Here is a 26,471-nt window from a genome sequence, read left to right as displayed (position 1 = left end):
GGGGCCCCGCGCCCGGGCTCCGCCCGCCACCGCGCGGCGATGGTCGCCCGCCGCAGACGCCTCGCCCTCGGCGCGGCAGCGGTCGCCGTGGTGGCCGCCCTCGGCGTGGGCGGCTGGCTCGCGGTCTCCGGCGACGACGCCGACGCGACCCCGAAGGAGCGCACTTCCACGGCGCCCGTCGCCCCCTGAGCGCCCGCCCGGTCCGGGTACCACCCCGGGCGGGGAGTATTGCGAGGCAATGCCGTTAGGCTGGGTCTCGTGGCAGTCGTCGACGTATCCGAAGAGCTCAAGTCCCTCGCCTCGACCATGGGGTCCATCGAGGCCGTCCTGGACCTCGACAGCATGAGGGCCGACATCGCCGTGCTCGAGGAGCAGGCCGCGGCCCCGTCCCTGTGGGACGACCCGGAGGCGGCGCAGAAGATCACCAGCCGGCTCTCGCACCTGCAGGCCGAGGTCCGCAAGGCCGAGGCGCTGCGCAGCCGTATCGACGATCTGGAAGTGCTCTTCCAGATGGCCGACGAGGAGGACGACGCAGACACCCGCGCGGAGGCCGAGACCGAGCTCGCCGCGGTCCGGAAGGCGCTGGACGAGATGGAGGTCCGCACGCTGCTCTCCGGCGAGTACGATGCCCGCGACGCCCTGGTGAACATCCGTGCGGAGGCCGGCGGCGTCGACGCCGCGGACTTCGCCGAGCAGCTCCAGCGGATGTATCTGCGCTGGGCGGAGCGGCACGGGTACTCGACGGAGGTCTACGAGACGTCGTACGCCGAAGAGGCCGGCATCAAGTCGACCACCTTCGTCGTCAAGGTCCCCTACGCCTACGGCACGCTCTCCGTGGAGCAGGGCACCCACCGCCTGGTGCGCATCTCCCCGTTCGACAACCAGGGCCGCCGCCAGACGTCGTTCGCCGGCGTCGAGGTGCTGCCCGTCGTCGAGTCCAGCGACCACGTCGACATCGACGAGTCCGAGCTGCGCGTGGATGTCTACCGCGCCTCGGGCCCCGGCGGCCAGGGTGTCAACACCACCGACTCCGCGGTGCGCATCACCCACGTCCCCACCGGCATCGTCGTCTCCTGTCAGAACGAGCGCTCCCAGATCCAGAACAAGGCCAGCGCGATGAACGTCCTGCAGGCGAAGCTCCTCGAGCGCCGCCGCCAGGAGGAGCAGGCCAAGATGGACGCCCTCAAGGGCGACGGCGGCAACTCCTGGGGGAACCAGATGCGTTCGTACGTCCTGCACCCGTACCAGATGGTGAAGGACCTGCGGACCGAGTTCGAGGTGGGCAATCCGCAGTCGGTGCTCGACGGTGACATCGACGGATTCATCGAGGCCGGGATCCGCTGGCGCAAGAGCCAGGAGAAGTAGGCCGGATCAGTCCGGCGGCGGCGCGGCTCCGCCGCCGAGTGCGAGCCGCAGCTGTTCGTCCTCGACGATCCGGCGGGCCAGGTCCGGCTCGGAGATGTCCAGCGCCTCCGGCACCGATTCCGCCAGTTCGCTGCGCCGTGCGTACGCGTCGAACCGGGCCTTCTTCTCCTCCAGGATGCCGAGCAGCTTGTGGTCCACGCTGTCGGTGGCGAGCAGCCGGTGCACCTGGACCCGGCGGACCTGGCCCATCCGGTGCGCCCGTCCCACCGCCTGCGCCTCCAGGGCCGGATTGAGCTGCGGCTCGCACAGGACGACGACCGAGGCGGCCTGCAGATTGAGGCCCACCCCGCCGGTACGGATCTGGGCGAGCAGCACCGCGTGCCCGGAGGCCCGGGTGAAGGCGTCGACCAGCTCCTGCCGCCGGTCGGTGGGCACGGCGCCGGTCAGCAGCCCGGTCACCGTCCCGGCTGCGACCGCATCCGTGTCCGTATCCGTATCCGCACCCGCGTCCGTATCCTCGCTGCGATTGTCGGTGACGTCGGTGACGTCCGTGAGCGCGTCGTGGACCGTCTGCAGTACGTCGAGGAACGCGGAGAACACGACCACCTTCAGATCGTTCTCGGCGGCCTCCTCGACCAGCTCGCGCAACCGCTGGAGCTTCGCCGACCGCTCGGGGTCCGCGTACCCTGCGCGGCGCATCGCCATGAAGTTCCCGTCCGCGACGGCCCTGCGGTACGCCGCCCGGTCGCCGTCGGAGAACTCCTCCCATTCGTCGGCGTGGATCACGCCCGGCAGCTCGGTCAGTACGTCCGGCTGATTGCGCCGCAGATAGCAGGGTGCCACCGCGGCCCGGAAGGCCTTCGAGTGGCCCGCCGCCATGCCGTAACCGATGGTGCGCACAAGGGACGGCTGCAACTGGCCTACCAGGACACGGAATTCGGCCACATGGTTCTGCATCGGCGTCCCCGTCAGGAACAGCACACGGCCCGTGTTCCGGCGGCGGATCAGCTTCTGGACGGCGTCCGCGCGGCGGGTGGCGGGATTCTTGACGTAGTGCGCCTCGTCCGCGACCAGCATGCCGAGCTCGAGCGCGGTGGGCAGCTTCAGGGTCCACAGCAGGTCGTACGTGGTGACCAGGACTCCGCCGTGCTCGACCCAGGCGGCGAAGGCGGCCTCGCGGTCGGGGCCGTGCGCGCGGTACGCGGGCAGGGCGCTGCGCGTCTCCACCTCCCGGATCCAGTTGATCAGTACGCCCGCCGGGCAGACCACGAGGAAGTGGCGGGCGCCGTCGGCGGCCCGCAGATGGGCCATCGCCGCGATCGCCTGGATCGTCTTGCCGAGCCCCATCTCGTCACCGATGAGGACCCGCCTGCGGGCCAGCGCGAAACGGGCGCCGAAGGCCTGATAGCCGCGCAGCGACACATCGAGCAGGGACTCGTCCAGCGGCTGTGCGCGGATCTCCTCGGCGATGCCGGACGGCAGGAAGCCCTCCGTGGAGGCCCGGTCCTCGGGCAGGTCGGCGACCTGGCCGAGCAGGGTGTAGTAGTCGGCCGCCCGGACCTGGAAGTCGAGCCAGGCCTGGTCGGCCGGCACCGGTCCGCGCAGCAGATCCGTGGTGGCCTGCCCGAGGGCCAGGGGTACGTCGTCGGCGTCCGCGCGCGCGAGGAGCTCGACGAGCGTGCCGAGCGAGGCCCTGGCCGCGGCCCGGCGCTCCCGGCCGGTCAGCATCAACTTCAGCCGGGAGGCGGTGGGCCGGGCCGTCGTCAGATGCGGTTCGAGTTCCTGCGCGGTGCGTTCGGCGAGGGCCGCGGCCTCGGCGATGCCGGGGCCGGCGAGCAGCAGTCTGTTGAGCGCGAGGACCAGTTGGGTGTGCTTGGCGGCCGAGGCGGTCTGCGGCTCGGCGGCGGAGCCCGCGCCCCGGGCCGCGTCCACGTCGATCCGCACCGCCACGATGCCGGTCGCCGACTGGTGCAACTGCTCGGCCGCGGAACGCAGTTGGGCGGCCGTGGTGCTGCCGATGCCGGGCACCCGGCGCAGGGTGTGGACGTCGGCGTCCAGGACCTGGCCGACCGAGGTGTAACCGGCGGCGGTCAGCGCCTCGATCGCCGCCTCGCGCAACTGGCCCCGGGTGACGTCGCGCAGCCGGGACGGCGGGAACGCCGCGAGCTCCGCGCGGGCGAGCTCGTCCTCGAGCGACCGTGTCGCATCCCGTACGGCCTGCTGCGCGCCGCGGTGCTCGTCGACCACGGACCGTGCGGCGCGCAGCAGTTCGCCCGCCCGGTGCAGTACGACCCGGGCCCGGCTCCCGGGGGTCGCCGGAACGTCCTGTGCCACGCCTACTCCTGTCTCGCCACTCACACCGACCGCCCGCCGGGGCCGGCCGACTCATCCTCGCACTCGGGTACGACAGTCCCAGCGGGCGCTGTACGGCGCGGAGTTGGGGACTCCGGTGGGGCCGAACCGTGGTGATTGCGTCACAGTCGCATGGCGGACGCCGGTCAAGCCGCAATGAACACGACATCTCGCCCGGAACGGCCTTGACGTAACTCTTAACTCTGGACAGGCTGCAGTGCAGCATGCGTATGTCTGGGGCGGGTGTGAGCGGGGGCGGGGCGGACGGCCTTTCGGAGGCGGTCCCGAGCTCGAGACAGATTCCGCCGGGCCGTTGCCCCGAATACGGCTGCTCCATCGACGAGAAAAGCTACTGGGGGTAGCAGGCAGATGACGAAGAAGACGCGGATCCGCGTGGCGCGCATAGCCGCCGGCGCGGTGATCGCTGCCGGAGCGTCGCTCACCGCTGCCGGTGCGGCCTCGGCCGTCGGCGTGGACGTCGACGTGGCGGGAATCGGTGTCAAGGCCGGTGTGGACGAGGAAGGCGCCGAGATCGGTGTCGACCTGCCGGCCGGCGACGACGAGGAGCCCACCGAAGAGCCCACCGACATCNACGACGAGGAGCCCACCGAAGAGCCCACCGACATCCCGACGGATGAGCCGACCGACGAGCCCACGGATGAGCCGACGGACGAGCCCACCGACGAGCCGACGGATGAGCCGACCGACGAGCCCACGGATGAGCCGACGGACGAGCCCACCGACGAGCCGACGGATGAGCCGACCGACGAGCCCTCCGAGCCGGGTGACGAGCCGGGCGACGGCACCGACCCCGACGGCGGCAACGAGCCCGTCGAGCAGGGCCAGGGCAAGGAAGGCCTGACCGACGCGGGCGGCGCGCCCGAGGCGGCGGACAAGGGCAAGGGCGAGCTGGCCGAGACGGGTGCGGCGGAGACGACGTACCTGCTGATCGGTGCGGCGACGATGATCGCGGGCGGTATCGGGTTCCGGATGCTGCCGCGGCTGGTCTCCGGCCGGAACGTGGCGTGACGGTGCGCTGCCGCTGAAGTGGTTACGGGGCGGGGGTGGTTGACCCCCGCGCCCGCGCACGGTGCCCCCGCCGGGTCTGGCCCGGCGGGGGCACCGTCTTGTGTCCGGGGCGGTGCTGTGGAAGCCACGTGCTTGACCGCCGGTCAAAGGATGTCCTCAAACGCCGGACGGGCTGGAAGTGGTCGGGCTGGATTTGGGTGGCCCGAAATTGGCCTAGAACGCGCCCGAAGGGCCGAGGGCGAGGAAGGTCATCGCCGCGATGAGGACGGCGAGCAGGGTGACGAGCGTCACGGGGCTGAGGCCCCCCAGGGGGCCGCCGTCCTGCTCGAGCCGCGCGCGATGCGCCCGGCACACGTGACAGCGCCCCTCGCTCACGGGCGCCGCGCAGTTCGCGCACACCAACCTGTCCAAGGTCATGTGCTCTCCTCCTCCCGCGCGGCGAAGCCGCAACCGTACCCGCTGCTTCGCACAACGCACACGGGAACGCAACCGTTCCCCCTACCACTGTGCCAGCTTCCCCGGGATTCGGCGCGCCCCGGACCCGTCCCAGGTGCCCCCGCACGCCTGATTCCGACCGGTCCGTTCCCTCGTGGATCCGTGATAAACCGCGCAACCCAGGACGGCGACTGCGCCGCACTCGCCGGTTCGCGTATGGTCACGCTCACCTACCCCCGGCAACCCGTGGTGCATCCGTGATCCGATTCGACAACGTCTCCAAGACCTATCCCAAGCAGACGCGGCCAGCGCTGCGGGATGTCTCCCTCGAAGTGCAGAGGGGCGAGTTCGTCTTCCTCGTCGGCTCCTCCGGGTCCGGCAAGTCCACCTTCCTGCGGCTGCTGCTGCGCGAAGAGCGCGCCAGCCACGGCCAGGTGCACGTCCTCGGCAAGGACCTCGCCAGGCTCTCCAACTGGAAGGTGCCGCACATGCGGCGCCAGCTCGGCACCGTCTTCCAGGACTTCCGTCTGCTGCCCAACAAGACCGTCGGCGAGAACGTCGCCTTCGCGCTCGAGGTCATCGGCAAGCCGCGCGGCACCATCCGCAAGACGGTCCCCGAGGTGCTCGATCTGGTGGGCCTCGGCGGCAAGCAGGACCGTATGCCCGGCGAGCTGTCCGGCGGTGAGCAACAGCGGGTGGCCATCGCCCGCGCCTTCGTGAACCGTCCGATGCTGCTCATCGCGGACGAGCCGACCGGCAACCTGGACCCGCAGACGTCCGTCGGCATCATGAAGCTGCTCGACCGGATCAACCGCACGGGCACCACCGTCGTGATGGCCACCCACGACCAGCAGATCGTGGACCAGATGCGCAAGCGTGTCATCGAGCTGGAGAAGGGCCGTCTCGTCCGCGACCAGTCGCGCGGCGTCTACGGCTACCAGCACTGAGAGCATCAGCACAGAGCAACGAGAGCACTGAAAGGACGCCATGCGCGCCCAGTTCGTCCTGTCGGAGATCGGCGTCGGTCTCCGCCGCAATCTCACCATGACCTTCGCGGTCATCGTCTCCGTCGCCCTGTCTCTGGCGCTCTTCGGCGGCTCGCTGCTCATGCGCGACCAGGTGAGCACCATGAAGGGGTACTGGTACGACAAGGTCAACGTCGCCATCTTCTTCTGCAACAAGGGCGACGCGGAGACCGACCCCAAGTGCACCAAGGGAGCGGTCACCGCCCAGCAGAAGGACACCATCAAGGCCGACCTGGACAAGATGAGCGTTGTCGACAACGTCATCCACGAGTCCAGCGACGAGGCGTACAAGCATTACAAGGAGCAGTTCGGCGACTCGCCCCTGGTCAACTCGCTGACCCCGGACCAGATGCAGGAGTCGTACCGGATCAAGCTGAAGGACCCCGAGAAGTACCAGGTCATCGCCAGCGCCTTCTCCGACCGCGACGGCGTGCAGTCGGTGCAGGACCAGCGCAAGACCGTGGACAATCTCTTCGAGTTGCTCAACGGCATGAACTACGCGGCGCTCGCGGTGATGGCGCTGATGCTGGTCGTTGCGCTGATGCTGATCGTCAACACCGTGCGGGTGTCGGCGTTCAGCCGCAGACGCGAGACCGGCATCATGCGCCTCGTGGGAGCGTCCAGCTTCTACATCCAGATGCCGTTCATCATGGAGGCCGCCTTCGCGGGACTGCTCGGCGCGGGCGTGGCCTGTCTGATGCTGCTCGTCGGCCGGTACTTCCTGATCGACCACGGCCTCGCGCTCGCGGACAAGCTTCAGCTGATCCAGTTCGTGGGCTGGGACCAGGTGCTCGCCAAGCTGCCGCTCGTCCTCGCGATCGGTCTGCTGATGCCGGCGATGGCCGCGTTCTTCGCGTTGCGCAAGTACCTGAAGGTGTGACACATGCCAAGGGGCGCCGTACGGTCAAGCAACCGTGCGGCGCCCCTTGTTGTCCTAGACTCACCGGCATGTCAGGTCCTGACCTGTTCGCCAGACCTCGCGGTGTGCGCCGCGGGGCGACCCTGACATTGGTCTTCGCGGTCGTCCTCGCCACCGGTGCCGCCACCGGCTCGCTCGGCCGCACACCCCAGGAGCCGGCGCACGGCGACGAAGTGCAGCCCGCCCCCGCCGCACAGCGCGTCTCGGAGGCGGCGGCCCGGGCCATGCTGGACGGCAAGTCACCCACCGACGCCGCAGAGGACGCGGTGAGCCGCAGCGGCGACCGCTGGGGCGCGGTCTACGACGCCGGGGAGTACGCGGAGTTCGAGCAGGACCTGGACGGCCGGTACACCGGCGTCGGCCTGTGGACCGTACGGGCGCGGGACGGCGGCATCGTCGTCGACCGGGTGCAGCGCGGCGGCCCCGCCGACCGGGCCGGCATCCGGTCCGGTGACCGGCTGCGCACCGTCGACGGCCGGCCGCTCGCCGGAAGCCGGGTCCGCGACGTGGTGGGACTGCTGCGCGGCGACCGGGCCGGCGCGGGCAGCACGGTCGAGCTGGGGCTCCGGCGCGGTGCCCGGGTGTGGCAGGAGACGCTGCACCGGGCCACCCTGCAGCGGGAGACGGTCGCGGTCGAGCGGCTGCCCGGCGGAAACGTACAGATCAAGGTGAAGGCCTTCACCAAGGGCTCGGGCGAACGGGTGCGGCAGGCGGTCCGCCGCGCTCCGTCCGGCAGCGGCGTACTGCTCGACCTCAGGGGCAACGGCGGCGGACTCGTCGACGAGGCGGTCAAGGCCGCCTCCGCCTTCCTGGACGGCGGCCTCGTCGCCACCTACGACGTACGCGGTGAACAGCGTGCCCTGCACGCGCCGCCCGGCGGGGACGCGGACCGACCGGTGGTGGCGCTGGTCGACGGCGGCACGATGAGCGCCGCCGAACTGCTCACCGGGGCCCTCCAGGACCGCGGTCGCGCGGTCGTCGTGGGGACCAGGACCTTCGGCAAGGGCTCCGTCCAGATGCCGAGCAAGCTGCCCGACGGCTCTGTCGCCGAACTCACCGTGGGCCACTACAACACCCCGTCGGGGCGCGGCGTCGACGGTCGCGGTCTCACCCCCGACCTGGTGGCCGGCGACGGTGCGCAGGAGCGGGCCCGCACAGTATTGAGTGGCCTCAGGCCCCCCTCGTAGTGCGAAAATGACGGCACTATGGCTAAGGAAAAAGGGCGCAAGCTGATCGCGCAGAACAAGAAGGCGCGGCACGACTACCACATCCTCGACACCTACGAGTGCGGTCTGGTGCTGACCGGCACGGAGGTCAAGTCGTTGCGCCAGGGGCGGGCATCGCTGGCGGACGGCTTCGTGCAGATCGACGACCACGAGGCCTGGCTGCACAACGTGCATGTGCCGGAGTACCACCAGGGCACCTGGACGAACCACTCCGCGCGCCGCAAGCGCAAGCTCCTGATGCACCGGGTCGAGATCGACAAGCTGGCGGCCAAGTCGCAGGAGACCAGCCACACGATCGTGCCGCTCTCCCTGTACTTCAAGGACGGCCGGGCCAAGGTCGAGATCGCCCTGGCCAAGGGCAAGAAGGAGTACGACAAGCGGCAGACCCTGCGGGAGAAGCAGGACCGGCGCGAGACGGACCGCGCGATCGCGGCGGCCCGGCGCAAGCAGCGCGCCTAGCCGCCGGAGGCCGTGTCACGGGCCGCCGGAAATAGGCTGGCCCCGTCATGCGTTGGTCACGTACGATGGCACTCGTCCCGCACAGCCGGGGCAGGCCCTCTCCGCGAGGAGCGGGCGCTTTGAAAAATCAACATGGGGATGATCGGTTTCGACAGCGGCTGTCGAAGCAGGGGAAGCGAGCCGAGGAAGCGGCAATGATCTCGTAAACCATATGTCGCAAAAAATAATCGCCAATACCAAGCGCGATTCCCAGTCCTTCGCTCTCGCTGCCTGATCAGGTAGTGATCGAGGGACCCTAAATGGGTGTCAGCCCGGGGACGTTCCCGACCCGGATCCTGGCATAAGCTAGGGAACTAAACCATCGAGCCCGGTCACGGGGTTCGGTGGGAAATCAAACAGTGACTGGGCCCGTCGGAGACTTGTTCGCGTGATCTCCGGGGCCGAGAAAATCGCAGCGAACTGCGCTCGGAGAAGCCCTGGTTCCGCACCGTTGGACGCGGGTTCGATTCCCGCCATCTCCACAATTCCCATGTGGCCCCTGGCCCGTCGATACGCTCGGCGGGCCGGGGGCATTTTTATGAATTGAGTTGGACTGCGAATTGCCGTGCGAGGGCGACAGAGGGGCCCGCCGCAGGGGTGCTCGCCGCGCCTGGTCTGTCGCCCGGCCGGCTCGGCTGCGGCGCCTTCCTGTGGATCGCGGTGATCGTCGGCATCGTGGGGGCCTGCCAAGGCAGTGGCAGCGATTCGGTTCCGCCCGCGTCGCCGAGCCCGGTGGTCAGCGATCCCGGGTACACGGACAGCTTGTGTGAGGGCTCGGACCACGCGTTGTACGACGACTGCAAGTAGCCCGGTCACGGCTTGCGCGCGGCTGCTTGGCCGTCGTGCGTACGAGGCCGTATGCGCAGGGTGAGGATCAGGGCCAGGCAGGCTGCGATGGCAGGGGTGGCGTAGGCCGTGGTGGGGGTGAGGTGGTCCGTGGACCAGCCGCCGGTGGCGGAGCCGGTGGCGATGCCGGTGAGCAGGGCGGTGACGGCGAGGGTCATGCCCTCGTTGAGCCGGCTCTCGTCGGTGAGGTCCTGGATCAGGGACATCCCCGTGACCATGGTCGGCGCGGTCGCGATGCCGGCGATCAGCAGGGCGCAGCCGAGTACGGGCAGTGAGCCGGTGGTCGCGGCGGCCAGGGGGAGGGTCATCAGGGCCGTCATGGCGAGCAGGCAGTACCGCAGGCGGCGGTGGAGCGGGCCGTTGAAGGAGAGCGTGCCGAGGACCAGGCCGGCCGCGCCCGAGCCGGCCGCCTGCAGGCCGAGGACGAGGCCGGCGGCGGCCGGGTGACCGCGGTCGTCCGCGTACGCCACGGTGATCACCTCGAGCGAGCCGAACACGGCGCCGGTGGCGAGGAACACCGCGAGGAGCGGGAGCATGCCGGGTGCGCGGACCGGGGACTCCGTACGGGAGGCGGGGCGCCGGACCGGTGGTTCGGTGGAGCGCTGGGCGGTGAACAGGGCCATGCCGGCGAGCAGCAGGGCGACGCCGGTGAGCGTGCCGGCCTCCGGGAAGAGGGCCGTGCACAGGAACGCGGCGAGTACCGGGCCGAGCATGAAGCACAGCTCGTCCGCGGCCTGTTCGAAGGAGTTGGCCGTGTGCCGGGCCGCCGGGTCGTCGCGGAAGAGATGGCGCCAGCGGGCTCGGGCCATGCCGCCGGTGTTGGGGGTGGTGGCCGTCGCGGCGTAGCACAGGAACAGGGTCCAGGCGGGCGCGCCGGACCGTACGCAGAGCACCAGGGCCAGGGAGCCGAGTGCGGCGATTGCGGTGGCGGGCAGGGCGACGCGGGCCTGCCCGTACCGGTCGACGAGCCGGGCCGTCCAGGGGGCGACGAACGCGGTGGCGGCGAGGCCGGTGGCGGTGACCGCGCCGGCCAGGGCGTACGACCCGTGTGCCGCGGCGATCATGATGACCGCGCTGACGGTGAACATGCCCATGGGCAGCCGGGCGAGGAGGTTGCCGAGGGTGAAGGCGCGGGTGCCGGGGACCGCGAAGAGGCGGCGGTACGGCGCGAATGGTGAGCGGCGTGGACGTTCGGGGCGATGGCCCGATCCGCCCGAGCGGTCCGCCGCGATCAGGACGTCGCCGGCGACGGCGAAGTGGTGGTCGACGGGGGCGGGTTGGCGGGGCGAAGCGGCCGGGGCCGGATGTGCGGAGGGCATGGGGCAAGCCTCGTGGCGGGCCGTGTCCGGGGTCCAACACCTGTTCGGCACCGATTGACGCGCCGGCGTTGTAAATTCGTGCGATGCCCCGGGACGTGGAACCGAGACTGCTGCGCGCCTTCGCGGCGGTGGCCGACGAGCTGCACTTCAGCCGGGCCGCCGCCCGGCTCTTCGTGGCCCAGCAGGCCCTGAGCCGGGACGTGCGGCGCCTTGAACGGGAGCTCGGCGCCGACCTTTTCGTCCGCACCACCCGTCAGGTCGCGCTCACGTCCGAGGGCGAGCGGCTGCTGCCGTACGCCCGTCGGGTGCTCGCGGCGCAGGACGAACTGCTCGTCGCCGCCGGCCGTGCCGGTCCGCTCCTGGTCGACCTCAACAGCCCGGGCCTCGCCTGCGGCCGCGTCCTGGACCGGGCCCGCGAACTGGCCCCCGACCACGAGCTGATGGCCCGCTACGAGAGCGGTCTGACCCGGGCCGCGGGGGAGATCGCGGCGGGGCGCCTCGACGCCTCCTTCGGCCGGTACGCGGGTCTCGAACCGTCCCTGCGGGACCGTCTGGACCATCAGCCCGTCCGGTACGAACCGATGGCCGTGGTGCTGCCCGAGGACCATCGGCTCGCCGGCCACGCGCGCGTGGAGCTCGCCGAGCTGGCCGGCGAGACCGTCTACGCGGGCGCGGGCAATCCGCGCACCCTGGAGTGGACGGACCTCGCGCGCCGCCTCTTCGAGGGCAGGGGGATCGAGATCGCGCCGCCCGCCCCGCTGGCCGTGGGGGCGGACGAATTCCGGCGGATCATGGCGAAGACCCGGACGCCGGTGCTCGCCGTCGTGGACTTCCCCGCGATGCCGGGCACGGTTCTGCGGCCCTTGGTGGAACCGATCCCACTGTCGCCTGTGTCACTTGTATGGAGACGGGGGCACAAGCACCCGGGAATCGACGCTCTGCGCCTGGCCGCACGGCAGTTGGCGCAGGAGGAGGGGTGGTTGGAGACACCTGCCGGGAGTTGGATTCCGGGCATGGATGGGCGCATCATGATGTGTCCGGACTGACCGGGGACAACAGCTGTCGGCGGCGTGCGCTACATTCGTGGTCCGGGCGCAGTGTGATAAGGGGGGCGCCCGGATCGGGTGGGGGCCCGATCCGGTGGCGAGTGCCCGGTGTCGTCTTAGCGCCCGCACCGGGCAGTGGGGGATGGGCGTAGAGCAGTGGAAAATTGGCGTAAAGGTGCCCATTTGGGGCACTCAGACGGCGTGGAGCCGGATCCGGCGCGCGATGAGCGTGCCGAGCTCGCCCACGATCCGAACGAAGTCACGGTGCAGATCGGCAGCGTCAGCCACCTCGATCAGGGCCGGGGCACGGCCGCTGCCGAGGACGGCCAGGACGGTTCCGACGGTCCGGTGTTCGTCGACGAGTCCGGCGGCCGCAGCCGTCGCCTCAGGCGACTCGGCTGGATCCTCGGCATGGCCTGCGCGGTCTACGCGGTCGTGCTCGGCGCGACGTTGGTGTCCGGCAATTCGGACGCCCCCTGGATGCCCGGCATCGGCAAGGACGACGACAAGCCGGCCGGCAAGGTCTCCCCGTCCTCGCCGCCCGACGATTCGGCCACCCCGGAGAATTCACCCGCCCCGACGCCGACACCTGGTCCTTCGGACACCGGTGGCGTGGTGCCGGGTCCGACACTCAGCAATTCGCCGACGGACGACGTGACGCCCGACCCGGATCCGACGGACGGCAATTCGCCCGACCCGGACCCGACCGACGGCAATTCGCCCGACCCGGACCCGACGGACGACAACTCCCCGGACCCCGACCCGACGGATGACGAAACGGACGAGCCGGGCCCGACCGACGGTCCCACCAAGCCGACCGACCCGCCCGCCGATGGCCTCGCCGCTCAACAGATAGCGCTCCACCGCGTCGCCCCGGAGGGCGCACCAAGATGACATCCCGCTCACGACGCCGCCGCGGCGGCCGTCGGCTCCCCATGCGTTACCTGCTGCCCTCGCTGCTGCTCGTCGCGCTCCTCGCCATGCTGATGCTGCGGGGGTACGTGCACAGCGAGATCCTCGCCGACCACCGGGTACGGCCGCCGGTCGCCACCGACAAGGTCCCCGAGGAGGTTCTCGAGGGCGGCCCGGTGATCGACGCACGCGACGGCGACAAGCCCCGGGGCCTGAGCGTGCCCGATCACAAACTGGTGCTCACCTTCGACGACGGCCCCGACCCGGAGTGGACGCCCAAGGTCCTCGACAAGCTGAAGAAGCACCACGCGCACGGCGTCTTCTTCGTCACCGGCACCATGGCATCGCGCTACCCGGAGCTGGTCGAGCGCATGGTGAAGGAGGGCCACGAGGTCGGCCTGCACACCTTCAACCACCCCGACCTCTCGTACCAGTCGAACAGCCGCATCGACTGGGAGCTCTCGCAGAACCAGCTGACGCTCGCGGGCGCGGCCGGCGTGCGGACCTCGCTGTTCCGCCCGCCGTACTCGTCCTTCGCCGACGCCTTCGACAACGCCAACTGGCCGGTCACCCAGTACATCGCCGACCACGGCTACATCACGGTGGTCAACAACACCGACAGCGAGGACTGGAAGCGCCCCGGCGTCGACGAGATCATCAAGCGCGCCACCCCCAAGGGCGGCAAGGGCGCGGTCGTCCTCATGCACGACTCGGGAGGCAACCGCTCGCAGACCGTCGAGGCCCTCGACCGCTTCCTGCCCGCGATGCAGGACGAGGGCTACGAGTTCGCCAATCTCACCGAGGCGATGGACCTGCCGAGCGCGCACACCCCGGTGAGCGGGCTCGACCTGTGGAAGGGCAAGGCGTTCGTCCTCGCGGTCAGCGTCTCCGAGAAGGCGACCGGCGGCCTGGTCGTCGCCCTCGCCGTCATCGGCTTCCTGGTCTTCGCCCGCTTCGGCCTGATGCTGCTCCTGTCCTTCGTGCACGCCCGACGCACCCGGCGGCGCCGCTTCCGCTGGGGCCCGCGGATCACCGAGCCGGTCAGCGTCCTGGTCCCGGCGTTCAACGAGGCCAAGTGCATCGAGAACACGGTGCGTTCGCTCACCGGCAGCGACCATCCGATCGAAGTGATCGTCATCGACGACGGCTCCACCGACGGCACCGCCCGCATCGTGGAGAACCTCCGCCTGCCCAATGTCCGGGTGGTGCGCCAGCACAACGCGGGCAAGCCCGCCGCCCTCAACCGCGGCCTGGCCAACGCCCGCTTCGACCTCATCGTGATGATGGACGGCGACACCGTCTTCGAGCCGTCCACCGTCCGTGAACTGGTGCAGCCCTTCGGCGACCCCCGCGTCGGCGCCGTCGCGGGCAACGCCAAGGTGGGCAACAAGGACTCGCTCATCGGCGCCTGGCAGCACATCGAGTACGTGATGGGCTTCAACCTGGACCGCCGGATGTACGACGTGCTGCGCTGCATGCCGACGATCCCGGGCGCGGTCGGCGCCTTCCGCCGCAGCGCCCTGCAGCGGGTCGGCGGCATGAGCGACGACACGCTCGCCGAGGACACCGACATCACCATGGCCATGCACCGCGACGGCTGGCGGGTGGTCTACGCGGAGAAGGCCCGCGCCTGGACCGAGGCCCCGGAGACCGTGCAGCAGCTGTGGTCGCAGCGCTACCGCTGGTCGTACGGCACGATGCAGGCGATCTGGAAGCACCGGCGCGCCCTCATCGAGCGGGGCCCATCGGGACGCTTCGGCCGGGTCGGACTGCCGCTCGTCTCGCTGTTCATGGTCCTGGCGCCGCTGCTCGCCCCGCTCATCGACGTGTTCCTGCTGTACGGCCTGGTCTTCGGCCCCACCCAGAAGACCGTGTTCGCCTGGCTCGGTGTGCTCGCCGTGCAGGCGGTCTGCGCCGCCTACGCGTTCCGGCTCGACCGGGAGCGCATGACCCATCTGATCTCGCTGCCCCTCCAGCAGATCCTCTACCGGCAGCTGATGTACGTCGTGCTGCTGCAGTCCTGGATCACCGCCCTGACCGGGGGCCGGCTGCGCTGGCAGAAGCTCCGGCGCACCGGGGTCGTCGGAGCCGCACCCGGCTCCGTGCCCGGCGGGCGGTCCCGTGCCGAGGAGCGGAGGCCCGTCGCATGACCCACCCCGACAGCGGCGGGACCCGGCGGATCCCGGTCGTCCCGGACCCGTACGGCACTCCGCCCGCACCCGGGCAGGCCGCCTACCCGCCCCCGGGGGCCGCGTACCCACCACCGGGGCCCGGTGCCGTACCCGCGCAGGGCGTGCCCCCGCGGCGCGACACCGCCGCCGTGCCCGCACCCGAACCGGACGGCGCACAGGCGGCGCCCGCACCGGCCGAGCGGACCAAGCCCGGCCGCGACCGCTATCTCGACCTGCTGCGCTCGCTCGCCCTGGTGCGCGTGGTCTTCTACCACATCTTCGGCTGGGCCTGGCTGACCGTCCTCTTCCCGTCCATGGGCGTGATGTTCGCGCTCGCCGGCTCGCTGATGGCGCGGTCCCTGAACCGCCCCGCCTGGGGTGTGATCCGCGGCCGGGTGCGCCGACTGCTGCCGCCCGTCTGGGTGTTCAGCGCCGCCGTGCTCCCGGTGATGCTGCTCGGTGGCTGGAATCCGGCGAAGGACCTCGGCGGCACCTGGTTCCTTCAGCTGTTCAACTACGTCGTGCCGATCGGGGCCCCGCCCTACCCGTGGCAGGCCGGCGACCCGGGCGGTCTGCTGGAGCAGACCTGGGCCGTGCAGGCCGCGGGCCCGCTCTGGTACATCCGCGCGTACCTCTGGTTCGTGATCGCCTCGCCGCTGCTGCTCTGGGCGTTCCGCCGGCTGCCGTGGGCGACCCTGCTCGCGCCGCTCGCACTGACCGCCGTGGTCGGCACCAGCCTGGTGAACATCCCGGGCGAGACGGGGAACGCGGTCACGGACTTCGCCGTCTACGGCTCCTGCTGGGTGCTCGGCTTCGCCCACCAGGAGGGCGTGCTCAAGGAGATACCGCGGTACATGGCGATCTCGCTCGCCGCGCTCTTCATGGCCTTCGGCCTGTGGTGGGCCTCCGGCCACCTCGGCCCGGACGGCTGGGACCTCAACGACATCCCGCTCGCCCAGGCCACCTGGTCCTTCGGATTCGTGGTGATCCTGCTGCAGTACGCGCCGTCCTGGCAGCAACTGCCGGGCAGACTGGCCCAGTTCGACAAGCTCATCACGCTGTCCAACAACCGCGCGGTCACCATCTACCTCTGGCACAACGCGCTGATCATGGCCACCATCCCGCTACTCGACCAGGTGTGGAACGTGCCGTTCCTGTCCGAGCACTTCGGGGACGCCTTCTCGACGACGTACACACTGTGGATGTTCGTCCTGGTGTGGCCGCTGATCGGGCTGATGATCCTCGCCGTGGGCTGGGTCGAGGACCTCGCGGCCAAACGCAGCCCGCGGCTGTGGCCGAACGGCACCAAGGGGCGCTCCGCCGGATCCTCCAGGTCCGGTGGCCGCCGCGCCGCCGCGGGCGGCTCGCACCGGCGCTGAGCACGGCGCCGGACGTCGCGCGCACCTCCGCGCCCGGGCTCACACCCACCGCGCACCGCGGGTGAGAGCAAGGTTGCGCGGAGGTCACCGGGCGGCACGGGCCCGAAACGCGCCGTCCCTAGCGTCGCCTCCACGAACCGACCCCTTCGTGGAGGCGTGATGACAGCCCCGACCACCCCGCGCGGCGGGTCCCACTGGATCGAGCAATGGGACCCGGAGGACGAGCAGTTCTGGCAGGAGTCGGGGCGCCGGACGGCCCGCCGCAATCTGCTGCTCTCGGTGATCAGCGAGCACATCGGCTTCTCGATCTGGACCCTGTGGTCGGTGCTCGTGCTCTTCATGGGCCCCGAGTACGGCGTCGACGCGGCCGGGAAGTTCTTCCTGATCGCGACGGCCACGCTGGTCGGAGCGGTGATCCGGGTGCCGTACACCTTCGCGGTGGCCCGCTTCGGCGGCCGGAACTGGACGGTGTTCAGTGCCGCGCTGCTGCTCGCGCCGACCGTCGCCGCGTACGCCGTGCTGGAACCCGGCACCTCGTACGGGACGTTCCTGCTCGTCGCCGCCCTGACCGGGGTCGGCGGTGGCAACTTCGCCTCCTCGATGACCAATATCAACGCGTTCTTCCCGCTGCGCGAGAAGGGCTGGGCGCTCGGCCTGAACGCGGGCGGCGGCAACATCGGCGTCCCCGTCGTCCAGCTGGTAGGACTCCTGGTCATCGGCACCGCGGGGGCCGGCCACCCGCGCGTCCTGCTCGGCATCTACATCCCGCTGATCGTGCTCGCCGCCGCCCTCGCCGCCCGGCACATGGACAATCTCGCTCCGGTACGCAACGACACCGGTGCCGCCCGCGAGGCGATCCGCGACCGGCACACCTGGATCATGGCGTTCCTGTACGTCGGCACCTTCGGTTCGTTCATCGGCTACAGCTTCGCCTTCGGCCTCGTCCTGCAGACCCAGTTCGGCCGCACCCCGCTGCAGGCGGCCTCGCTGACCTTCCTCGGTCCGCTGCTCGGCTCGCTGATCCGGCCGGTCGGCGGGCGGCTCGCGGACCGTCTCGGCGGCGCCCGGATCACCCTGTGGAACTTCGCCGGGATGGCCGCCGCGACCTCGGTGGTCGTCCTTGCCTCGGTGCTCGAGTCGCTGCCGGTGTTCCTGGTCGGCTTCACCGCGCTGTTCGTCCTCAGCGGGCTCGGCAACGGCTCGACGTACAAGATGATCCCCGGCATCTTCCAGCGGCGGGCGCTCGCCGAAGGGCTCACCGGCGAGGCCGCGGCGGCCCACGGGCGGCGGCTCTCCGGCGCCGCGATGGGCCTGATCGGGGCGGTCGGCGCGCTCGGCGGCCTGGGCATCAACCTCGCCTTCCGGCAGTCCTTCCAGACCGCCGGCACCGGCACCGCGGCCTTCGTGGCCTTCCTCGGCTGCTACGGCGCCTGCGCCCTGGTGACCTGGGCCGTATACCTTCGAAGGCGGGACGCGGCGCCGGGCCCGGCCGCGGCGACGCAACCGAAGCTCGGGTACGCGGAGGTGTAGCACCCCGTCCGGGGCGGCCCCCGTAACACCGAGGCAATCCGGCCGAACCGAGCCCGTCACGCACCGTTGACAGGCTCGGTCGTCCGCACGCACCACAGTCAGGCGGGACAAGACCGATGGACCACACCGACCACCCCGACGGCACCGCGCACGGCCCCCTCGCCGGCTTCACCATCGGTGTGACGGCCGCCCGGCGGGCCGAGGAGCTCGGCGCGCTGCTCACCCGGCGCGGCGGCACCGTCATCCACGCGCCCGCCCTGCGCATCGTGCCGCTCGCCGACGACAGCGAGCTGTACGCCACCACCAAGCAACTCCTCGAACGCGGACCCGACGTCGTGGTGGCGACCACCGCGATCGGCTTCCGCGGCTGGATCGAGGCCGCGGACGGCTGGGGCGTCGGCACCGACCTGCTCGCCGCCCTGCGCGGCGCCCGGCTGCTCGCGCGCGGCCCCAAGGTGAAGGGCGCCGTCCGGGCAGCCGGACTCACCGAGGAGTGGTCGCCGGCCTCCGAGTCGATGGCCGAGGTCCTCGACCGACTGCTCGAAGAAGGCGTCGAAGGGAGCCGTGTCGCCGTCCAGTTGCACGGCGAACCGCTGCCCGGCTTCGTCGAGTCGCTGCGCGCCGCGGGCGCCGAGGTCGTCGGGGTCCCCGTCTACCGCTGGCTGCCGCCCGAGGACATCGGCCCCGTAGACCGCCTCCTGGACGCCACGCTCGCCGGGTCCGTGGACGCCCTGACCTTCACCAGCGCCCCGGCCGCCGCGTCCCTGCTGTCCCGGGCCGAACACCACGGCAGCCTCGACCGGTTGACCGCCGTGCTCGGCCAGGACGTGCTCGCGGCCTGTGTCGGACCGGTGACCGCGCTGCCGCTGCAGTCGCACGGCATCGCGACCGTGCAGCCCGAGCGGTTCCGGCTCGGCCCGCTCGTCCAGACCCTGTGCCGCGAACTGCCCGCACGCGCGCGTGCCCTGCCGGTGGCGGGGCACCGGATGGAGATCAGGGGCCACGCGGTCGTGGTGGACGGCGAGTTGCGCCCCGTACCGCCTGCCGGGATGTCCCTCCTCAGAGCCCTCGCCCGGCGGCCCGGCTGGGTGGTGGGCCGCGGCGACCTGCTGCGCGCGCTGCCCGGCTCCGGGAGCGACGAGCACGCCGTGGAGACCGCCATGGCCCGCCTGCGCAGCGCACTCGGCACACCCCGCCTGATCCAGACCGTGGTCAAACGCGGCTACCGGCTCGCCCTCGACCCGACCACGGACACCAAGTACGCCGACGCGCCCCGACCCTGACGCGCCGTGGGGCGCCCCCGGGAGTACGGCTGCCGCAGGGCTTCCGGACGTCCTCACGTACGGGCACTCTGGTGGGTGGCGACACCGGTACCCCCACAAGGCGGTGACACGCACATGGCGTCGGATTACGACCCGGCCCCGTACGAACTTCGCTTCGACTCCGGGCGGGTCTGCCTCGATCTGCTCGCCACCGCGCACCCCGGTGAACGGCTCGACAGCGCCCGGGCGCTGCGCGCCTGGCTGACCGGCGCGGGAGTCGTCCCGGCCGGGGAGCCGCTCGGCCTCGTCGACGCCGACTGTCTGCTCGCCTTCCGTGAACTGCGTGCGGATCTCGCCCAGTTGATACCGGGAACGACGCCGCCGGGCGCCGCCGTCCCCTCTGCGCCGCTGGCCCGGGTCAACGAACAGGCCGCCGTCGCACCCCCGGCCCCACGTGCCGCATCCGGCCCCGCCGGCACCGGCCTGGTCCGCGCCCTGCACGGCGACCCCACCGGTCCGCAACTGCTCGCCGCGGTCGCCCGCGACGCCGTGGAACTCCTCACCGACCCGGCCGCCCGCTCCCGTATCCGCCGCTGCGAAGGGGCCGACTGCCCGCTGGTCTATCTGGACACCTCGCGCGGCAGGCGCCGCCGCTGGTGCTCGAGCGAGGTGTGCGGAAACCGCGCACGGGTCGCCCGCCACCGCCGCCGGGCGGCCTCCCTCGCCGACCGGTGAACACGGCGTAGCGGCCCAAGACCTGCATCTCCAGCATGCGTTGAACACAACGCCACCCGCGTACGTAACTCCAGGATGACCCGACCGGGGTGCCAGGGCACCGCACAGAATCCACCACTACCCCCTGGCTGTCCCCAACCCCCGGACACCGGAGGTACGCGTGCGCAAGGATTCCGCCGTGGCAGCTGAACGCCCCCCACGGGCGAGGCATCGCATGCCCGGACGTCAGGAACCACCGCAGCCCGACGAGGAGTTGATGCGCGCGCTCTACCGTGAGCACGCGGGTCCGCTGCTCGCCTATGTGCTGCGCCTGGTCGCCGGCGACCGCCAGCGCGCGGAGGACGTCGTCCAGGAGACCCTGATCAGAGCCTGGAAGAACGCGAACCGTCTGAACGCCGCCACCGGGTCGGTCCGCCCCTGGCTGGTCACGGTCGCGCGGCGTATCGTCATCGACGGCCATCGCAGCCGGCAGGCCAGGCCGCAGGAGGTCGACCCGTCGCCCCTGGAGGTCATCCCCGCGGAGGACGAGATCGACAAGGCGCTCTGGCTCATGACTCTTTCCGACGCGCTCGACGACCTGACACCCGCGCATCGCGAGGTCCTCGTGGAGACGTACTTCAAGGGCCGTACGGTCAATGAGGCGGCGCAGGCGCTCGGCATACCCGCGGGGACCGTGCGGTCCCGGGTTTTCTACGCACTGCGTTCGATGAAGCTTGCGCTCGAGGAGCGGGGGGTGACGGCATGACAGGCCACGGCACCGGCGGCCACGGCCGGGACGGCGGGCACGAGGTGGACGCCGTGCACGAGACGGTCGGCGCGTACGCCCTCGGCATCCTGGACGACGCGGAGGCGAGCGCCTTCGAACTGCACCTGGCACAGTGCGAGTTCTGCGCCGGGCAGCTCGACGAACTCTCCGGCATGGAGCCGATGCTCGCCGCCCTCGCCGATCTGCCGCCGCAGCCCGCACCGGAGTTCGGCGAGCAGTTCGCGGCCGCACCGGGACCCCGGGTCCTCGACAAGGCGGTGAACGAGGTGGTGCGCCGCCGCGCGCACCGCCGCAGGCGCGGCTTCTATCTCCTGGCCGCCGCGGCCGCCCTGGTGATCACGGCGCCGCTCGCGGTGCTCGCCCTGACCGCCGAGGACGGCGCGGCCAAGCCGGAGTCGAGCGCGAGCACCCCCGCAGCGGACGCCTTCCTGCGCGACATGGACGACAAGGTGCACGCCACCGACAAGGGCACCGACGTCACCGCCACCGTCGGCATGGAGGAGAAGGGCTGGGGCACCCACACGGTCCTCGAGCTGAAGAACGTCAAGGGCCCGCTGAAGTGCTCCCTGATCGCCGTCGGCAAGGACGGCGAGGAGCAGACGGTCAGCTCCTGGTCCGTGCCGAAGTGGGGCTACGGCATCGAGGACAGCCCGAACAAATGGGCCCGCGAACCGCTCTATGTGCACGGCGGCTCCGCCCTCGACCGCGAGGACATCGACCGTTTCGAGGTACGCACCTTCGACGGCCGGCGCCTGGTGGAGGTCGATGCGTGACCCCGGCGGGAAGCGGCCACGCCCTGCCCCCGGATGCCACGCGAGGGCGTGACTTCGCGTACGGTTGACGGCTGCCCAGCACAGCACGAAGGGGGCTCGGTGGCCGACGCACGCGACCGTGAGATCAGCGTGGAGCAGGAGCATCTGGACCGGGTGTACCTGCGCCTCGAGGAGAAGATCCACGAGGCCGAGTTCCTCATGCACGACGCCGCGCAGCGCGGTCATGTCGGCACCCCGGGGGCGCTGGCCGAGCGGGACGCGCAGGTGTACCGGGCGGGCATCCACCTCAACCGGCTGAACAGCGAGTTCGAGGACTTCCTGTTCGGCCGGATCGACCTGCTGCTCGGCAAGGACGGCAAGAAGGGCCCCGACGGCGCGTACACCTCGGTGGAACCGGCGGAGGGCGCGGTCCGTCCCGACGCCACCGCCGACATCGCCGAGACCCTGCACATCGGCCGGATCGGCGTGCTCGACGAGGACTTCGCGCCGCTCGTCATCGACTGGCGCGCGCCCGCCGCCGCGCCCTTCTACCGCTCCACACCGGTCGATCCGGGCCGGGTGGTGCGCCGCAGGGTGATCCGCTCCAAGGGGCGCCGGGTGCTCGGCGTCGAGGACGACCTGATGCGCCCCGAGCTGACCGCGTACCTGGACGGCGAGCCGCTGTCGGTGATCGGTGACGGCGCCCTGATGGCGGCGCTCGGCCGGTCCAGGGGGCACACCATGCGGGACATCGTCTCGTCCATCCAGGCCGAGCAGGACCGGGTGATCCGCGCACCCGCCGCCTCGGTCACCCATGTCGAGGGCGGGCCCGGCACCGGCAAGACGGCGGTGGCGCTGCACCGGGCCGCGTACCTGCTCTACCAGGACCGGCGCCGGTACGCGGGCGGCATCCTGATCGTCTCCCCGACACCGCTGCTCGTCGCCTACACCGAGGGCGTGCTGCCCTCGCTCGGCGAGGAGGGCCAGGTCGCGATCCGCGCGGTCGGCTCGCTCGTCGACGGGGTGGAGGCGAGCCTGTACGACGAGCCGGCGACGGCCCGGATCAAGGGCTCCTCCCGATTCCTGAAGGTGCTCCGCAAGGCGGCCCGCGGCTCCCTCGAGCTGCCCGCCGAGGGAGCGGCCCGCCCCGAGCGCCTGCGAGTCGTCGCCTTCGGCCGGCGGCTCGAACTGGAGCGGGACGCCCTGGACCGGATCCGCCGCACGGCGCTCGGCGGCACCGCCCCGGTCAACCTGCTGCGCCCGCGCGCCCGCAAGCTCCTCCTGGACGCCCTGTGGGAGCAGTCCGGCGCCGCCGCCCGGCACAGCGACCCCGAACTGGCCGCGGAACTGAGGTCCGGCTTCGACGAGGACGTACGCGACGAGGACGCGTTCATCGACTTCATGGACGCCTGGTGGCCCGAACTCACCCCGCGCGGGGTGCTCTCCGCGATGGCCGACGAACGGCGCCTCGGCCGCTGGGCCCGCCGGGTGCTCAACCCGGGCGAGGTCCGGCGGGTGGCCCGCTCGCTGCGCCGTGACGGTCTCTCGGTGCACGACGTGGCGCTGCTCGACGAGTTGACCGCGGTGCTCGGCACCCCGCCGCGCCCCCGCAAGCCGCGCGAACTCGACCCGCTCGACCAGCTCACCGGCCTCGAGGAGCTGATGCCGGTGCGCGAGGAGACCCAGCGCGAGCGCGCCGAACGCCTCGCCCAGGAGCGCACCGAGTACGCCCATGTGATCGTCGACGAGGCGCAGGACCTGACCCCGATGCAGTGGCGGATGATCGGCCGCCGCGGCCGGCACGCCACCTGGACGGTGGTCGGCGACCCGGCGCAGTCCTCCTGGTCCGACCCGGACGAGGCGGCCGAGGCACGCGAGGAGGCGCTCGGCACCCGCCCGCGCCGCCGCTTCGAACTGACCGTGAACTACCGCAATCCCGCCGAGATCGCCGAACTCGCCTCGAAGGTCCTGGCGCTCGCGATGCCCGGCTCGCAGCCCCCGAAGGCGGTCCGCTCGACGGGCGTGCGCCCGCACTTCACAGTGGCGTCCGCCGGCGACCTGGGCCCTGCCGTACGCGAGGAGACCCGGCGGCTCCTCGACCGGGTGGACGGCACGGTCGGTGTGGTGGCCGCGATGCGGCGCCGTGGCGAGGCGGCCGGCTGGCTCGAGGGGCTCGGCCCGCGGGCGGTCGCCCTCGGCAGCCTGGAGGCCAAGGGCCTGGAGTACGACGCGACGGTCGTGGTGTCACCGGCGGAGATCGCGGACGAGTCGCCGGCCGGTCTGCGGGTGCTGTACGTGGCGCTGACCCGGGCGACCCAGGAGCTCACCCTGGTCTCCGGGGAGCGGGACGCACCGGACGCGGACGGGGTGCCCGACCTGCTGCGGGACTGATTCCTGAGGGGTACTGAGGGGGAATTGCCTTACGGGGATCGTTTGTTACCGTGGATGTGGCACCGGCCCGATCCAAGCCCCCGGGCCCAACCATAGTCGCTGCGAGCGACCACTTGCCGCGAGGCGAGCATGGCGGGTCGGTGTCACTGAGCGTCCGGGCGAGATCCCCGAGTGGAGCCCGAAGAGAGGTCCCCGTCACCAGGTGGCGGGGACCTTTTCTGTTGCCTGCATCTCTCGTATGGTGGAATCTGTTTTCCGAAAGCAGCTGTACCCCGGAAGACATCGAAGAACACGCCCGAGAACACAACGTTCGCAATTCGATGCGGCTACCCCGTACTGAGCGGTAGGTGCGACCATCGGATGACGCTCCCGCGCCCGGCGCGGGCGCACCAGCGATACAGGTGAAAGCAGAGGAAGTCGGCCATGGCAACGGCGCCCAGCGTCTCCTACTCGATGACGGTCCGCCTTGAGGTGCCCGCCAGCGGAACAGCGGTATCCCAACTGACCACGGCCGTGGAGTCCTCCGGCGGCTCGGTCACCGGTCTCGACGTCACCGCCTCCGGGCACGAGACGCTCCGGATCGACGTCACCATCGCCGCCTCGTCCACGGCGCACGCCGACGAGATCGTCGAGCAGCTGCGCGGCGTCGAGGGCGTCACCCTCGGCAAGGTCTCCGACCGTACGTTCCTGATGCACCTCGGCGGCAAGATCGAGATGCAGTCCAAGCACCCCATCCGCAACCGTGACGACCTCTCCATGGTCTACACGCCGGGCGTCGCCCGGGTCTGCACCCAGATCGCGGAGCACCCCGAGGACGCCCGCCGCCTGACCATCAAGCGGAACTCGGTCGCGGTCGTCACCGACGGCTCGGCCGTCCTCGGCCTGGGCAACATCGGGCCGAAGGCCGCACTGCCGGTCATGGAGGGCAAGGCGGCCCTCTTCAAGCGCTTCGCCGGCATCGACGCCTGGCCGCTCTGCCTGGACACCCAGGACACCGACGCGATCGTCGAGATCGTCAAGGCCATCGCCCCCGGATTCGCCGGCATCAACCTCGAGGACATCTCGGCGCCCCGCTGCTTCGAGATCGAGGCCCGGCTCCGCGAGGCCCTGGACATTCCGGTATTCCATGACGACCAGCACGGCACCGCCATCGTCGTACTGGCCGCCCTGACCAACGCCCTGCGCGTGGTCGGCAAGAACATCGGCGACGTCCGCGTGGTCATGTCCGGCGCCGGTGCGGCCGGTACGGCGATCCTCAAGCTGCTCCTCGCCGCCGGTGTCAAGCACGCGGTCGTCGCGGACATCCACGGCGTCGTGCACGCCGGCCGCGGTGACCTGGTGGACGCGGCGCCCGACTCGCCGCTGCGCTGGATCGCCGACAACACCAACCCGGAGGGCGTCAGCGGCACCCTCAAGGAGGCCGTGCGCGACGCCGACGTATTCATCGGCGTCTCCGCGCCGAACGTCCTCGGCCGCGAGGACGTCGCCGCCATGGCCGAGGGTGCCATCGTCTTCGCGCTCGCCAACCCCGACCCCGAGGTCGACCCGTCGATCGCCCGTGAGACGGCCGGAGTTGTGGCCACCGGGCGCTCCGACTTCCCCAACCAGATCAACAACGTCCTGGTGTTCCCCGGTGTCTTCCGCGGTCTGCTCGACGCCCAGTCGCGCACCGTCAACACGGAGATGATGCTGGCCGCCGCGACGGCCCTCGCGGACGTCGTCACCGAGGACGAACTCAACCCGAACTACATCATTCCGAGCGTTTTCAACGACAAGGTCGCGGGCGCCGTCGCCGGAGCGGTGCGTGGCGCAGCGAAGGCGGTCGGCGCCGGCGTGTGACGTGTTGCACCGCCTTCGGGCGGCGCGTCGCACAACCCCCGCCCCTGCGAGGCCCTCTAGGGTTGCGGGCAGCCCCGCCCAATGAGTCCAGCGGTCAGCCGCCGGGAGTGGACGGAGTGTCACCGTAGTTGTTGCGTGGCGCTTTTCGTGTGACTCCCAGGGGTGCCGGATTGGCTTTACCACCGTACGTGGGGGCAGGATGCCTCTCTGGGCGCGTGGGTCTACGAAGGGACCCGGGTCCGGGGACCTCCAGGGCCCCTGGCAGCATCGGCTCAGCTGGTGCTCGACATGCGGCATGGCCGCCGCGTGGCACGCCTCAACGGCACGAAGAACACGGGAGTACAAAAATGAACCGCAGTGAGCTGGTGGCCGCGCTGGCCGACCGCGCCGAGGTGACCCGCAAGGACGCCGACGCCGTGCTGGCCGCGTTCGCCGAGACCGTCGGCGAGATCGTTGCCAAGGGCGACGAGAAGGTCACCATCCCCGGCTTCCTGACCTTCGAGCGCACGCACCGTGCCGCTCGCACCGCCCGGAACCCGCAGACCGGTGAGCCGATCAACATTCCGGCCGGCTACAGCGTGAAGGTCTCCGCGGGCTCGAAGCTCAAGGAAGCGGCCAAGGGCAAGTAACAACCCGAAGCCTCAGGAGGGCGGCACCCGGAGTGATCCGGGTGC

21 protein-coding genes, 1 other RNA gene and 2 pseudogenes are annotated in these 26,471 nt (G+C 71.2%); 21 read left to right on the top strand and 3 right to left on the bottom strand.

Going from position 1 to position 26,471, the window contains the following annotated elements; genetic code table 11:
* Positions 1–189 (top strand): annotated as a pseudogene (locus DY218_RS34145) (serine/threonine protein kinase); the annotation flags it as partial.
* A 69-nt stretch (positions 190–258) separates the two neighbouring features.
* Positions 259–1,365, top strand: coding sequence for a peptide chain release factor 2 (gene prfB / locus DY218_RS08405; RefSeq protein WP_128555291.1), 1,107 nt, complete (start codon positions 259–261; stop codon positions 1,363–1,365).
* Between the two features lie 6 nt (positions 1,366–1,371).
* On the opposite strand, the gene DY218_RS08400 is transcribed toward prfB, so the two are convergent.
* Positions 1,372–3,699: a DEAD/DEAH box helicase gene (locus tag DY218_RS08400; protein WP_233521435.1), complete on the bottom strand. Its 2,328-nt coding sequence runs from the start codon at positions 3,697–3,699 to the stop codon at positions 1,372–1,374.
* A 387-nt stretch (positions 3,700–4,086) separates the two neighbouring features.
* Here DY218_RS08400 and DY218_RS34945 point away from each other — a divergent pair.
* Both DY218_RS34945 and DY218_RS08395 read left to right on the top strand, forming a co-directional pair.
* A pseudogene (locus DY218_RS34945) lies at positions 4,087–4,308 on the top strand (hypothetical protein); the annotation flags it as partial.
* Position 4,309: 1 nt separating this feature from the next.
* On the top strand, positions 4,310–4,746 hold a 437-nt coding region (locus DY218_RS08395), incomplete at its 5' end, for a hypothetical protein (RefSeq protein WP_233521434.1).
* 213 nt (positions 4,747–4,959) lie between these two features.
* Here the strand turns inward: DY218_RS08395 and DY218_RS08390 are convergent.
* The gene (locus DY218_RS08390; protein ID WP_128555289.1) at positions 4,960–5,163 is read right to left on the bottom strand and encodes a hypothetical protein; all 204 of its coding nucleotides are present in this window, start codon (positions 5,161–5,163) and stop codon (positions 4,960–4,962) included.
* A gap of 275 nt (positions 5,164–5,438) precedes the next feature.
* Here DY218_RS08390 and ftsE point away from each other — a divergent pair, with 275 nt between their 5' ends.
* From ftsE to ssrA, 5 genes are all read left to right on the top strand, one after another.
* The gene (ftsE, locus tag DY218_RS08385) at positions 5,439–6,128 is read left to right on the top strand and encodes a cell division ATP-binding protein FtsE (RefSeq protein ID WP_128555288.1); all 690 of its coding nucleotides are present in this window, start codon (positions 5,439–5,441) and stop codon (positions 6,126–6,128) included.
* 40 nt (positions 6,129–6,168) lie between these two features.
* The gene (gene ftsX, locus DY218_RS08380) at positions 6,169–7,086 is read left to right on the top strand and encodes a permease-like cell division protein FtsX (RefSeq protein ID WP_128555287.1); all 918 of its coding nucleotides are present in this window, start codon (positions 6,169–6,171) and stop codon (positions 7,084–7,086) included.
* Positions 7,087–7,154: 68 nt separating this feature from the next.
* The gene (locus DY218_RS08375) at positions 7,155–8,312 is read left to right on the top strand and encodes a S41 family peptidase (protein ID WP_128555286.1); all 1,158 of its coding nucleotides are present in this window, start codon (positions 7,155–7,157) and stop codon (positions 8,310–8,312) included.
* 18 nt (positions 8,313–8,330) lie between these two features.
* Entirely contained in the window at positions 8,331–8,810 is a 480-nt protein-coding gene (gene smpB / locus DY218_RS08370) for an SsrA-binding protein SmpB (RefSeq protein WP_128555285.1), read from the top strand.
* Positions 8,811–8,944: 134 nt separating this feature from the next.
* Positions 8,945–9,334, top strand: a transfer-messenger RNA (tmRNA) gene (gene ssrA / locus DY218_RS08365).
* Positions 9,335–9,661: 327 nt separating this feature from the next.
* Here the strand turns inward: ssrA and DY218_RS08355 are convergent.
* Entirely contained in the window at positions 9,662–11,014 is a 1,353-nt protein-coding gene (locus DY218_RS08355) for an MFS transporter (protein WP_128555283.1), read from the bottom strand.
* An 83-nt stretch (positions 11,015–11,097) separates the two neighbouring features.
* Here DY218_RS08355 and DY218_RS08350 point away from each other — a divergent pair, with 83 nt between their 5' ends.
* The 12 genes from DY218_RS08350 (at position 11,098) to DY218_RS08295 (ending at position 26,426) form a co-directional block, all read left to right on the top strand.
* Complete coding sequence (locus DY218_RS08350; RefSeq protein WP_128555282.1) at positions 11,098–12,060, top strand: LysR family transcriptional regulator; 963 nt, start codon at positions 11,098–11,100, stop codon at positions 12,058–12,060.
* A 183-nt stretch (positions 12,061–12,243) separates the two neighbouring features.
* Positions 12,244–12,954 carry a hypothetical protein gene (locus tag DY218_RS34465; RefSeq protein WP_199566669.1) on the top strand — a complete coding sequence of 237 codons (711 nt, stop codon included), beginning with the start codon at positions 12,244–12,246 and terminating at the stop codon, positions 12,952–12,954.
* On the top strand, positions 12,951–15,122 hold the full coding sequence (locus DY218_RS08340) for a glycosyltransferase (protein WP_199566668.1): 2,172 nt from the start codon (positions 12,951–12,953) through the stop codon (positions 15,120–15,122). The genes DY218_RS34465 and DY218_RS08340 overlap by 4 nt, the downstream gene beginning before the upstream one ends.
* The gene (locus DY218_RS08335; protein WP_128555280.1) at positions 15,119–16,522 is read left to right on the top strand and encodes an acyltransferase family protein; all 1,404 of its coding nucleotides are present in this window, start codon (positions 15,119–15,121) and stop codon (positions 16,520–16,522) included. Before DY218_RS08340 ends, DY218_RS08335 begins: the two co-directional genes overlap by 4 nt.
* 159 nt (positions 16,523–16,681) lie before the next feature.
* Positions 16,682–18,052: a nitrate/nitrite transporter gene (locus tag DY218_RS08330; protein ID WP_128555279.1), complete on the top strand. Its 1,371-nt coding sequence runs from the start codon at positions 16,682–16,684 to the stop codon at positions 18,050–18,052.
* Between the two features lie 116 nt (positions 18,053–18,168).
* Complete coding sequence (locus DY218_RS08325; protein WP_128555278.1) at positions 18,169–19,335, top strand: uroporphyrinogen-III synthase; 1,167 nt, start codon at positions 18,169–18,171, stop codon at positions 19,333–19,335.
* Between the two features lie 114 nt (positions 19,336–19,449).
* Positions 19,450–20,049, top strand: coding sequence for a CGNR zinc finger domain-containing protein (locus tag DY218_RS08320; RefSeq protein WP_128555277.1), 600 nt, complete (start codon positions 19,450–19,452; stop codon positions 20,047–20,049).
* A 214-nt stretch (positions 20,050–20,263) separates the two neighbouring features.
* Positions 20,264–20,794 carry a sigma-70 family RNA polymerase sigma factor gene (locus DY218_RS08315; protein ID WP_128555276.1) on the top strand — a complete coding sequence of 177 codons (531 nt, stop codon included), beginning with the start codon at positions 20,264–20,266 and terminating at the stop codon, positions 20,792–20,794.
* Positions 20,791–21,588 (top strand): anti-sigma factor family protein, encoded by a 798-nt coding sequence (locus tag DY218_RS08310; protein WP_128555275.1) that lies wholly within the window; start codon positions 20,791–20,793, stop codon positions 21,586–21,588. The genes DY218_RS08315 and DY218_RS08310 overlap by 4 nt, the downstream gene beginning before the upstream one ends.
* 33 nt (positions 21,589–21,621) lie before the next feature.
* Complete coding sequence (locus tag DY218_RS08305) at positions 21,622–23,958, top strand: HelD family protein (RefSeq protein ID WP_128555274.1); 2,337 nt, start codon at positions 21,622–21,624, stop codon at positions 23,956–23,958.
* Positions 23,959–24,381: 423 nt separating this feature from the next.
* Entirely contained in the window at positions 24,382–25,797 is a 1,416-nt protein-coding gene (locus DY218_RS08300; RefSeq protein ID WP_128555273.1) for an NAD-dependent malic enzyme, read from the top strand.
* 347 nt (positions 25,798–26,144) lie between these two features.
* Complete coding sequence (locus DY218_RS08295; protein WP_016645140.1) at positions 26,145–26,426, top strand: HU family DNA-binding protein; 282 nt, start codon at positions 26,145–26,147, stop codon at positions 26,424–26,426.
* Positions 26,427–26,471: the final 45 nt, after the last annotated feature.

Origin of the sequence: Streptomyces triticagri, assembly GCF_003429565.1 — a bacterium.
In the GTDB taxonomy this organism is placed as follows: domain Bacteria; phylum Actinomycetota; class Actinomycetes; order Streptomycetales; family Streptomycetaceae; genus Streptomyces; species Streptomyces triticagri.
This window is presented reverse-complemented; position numbering and strand designations above follow the sequence as displayed.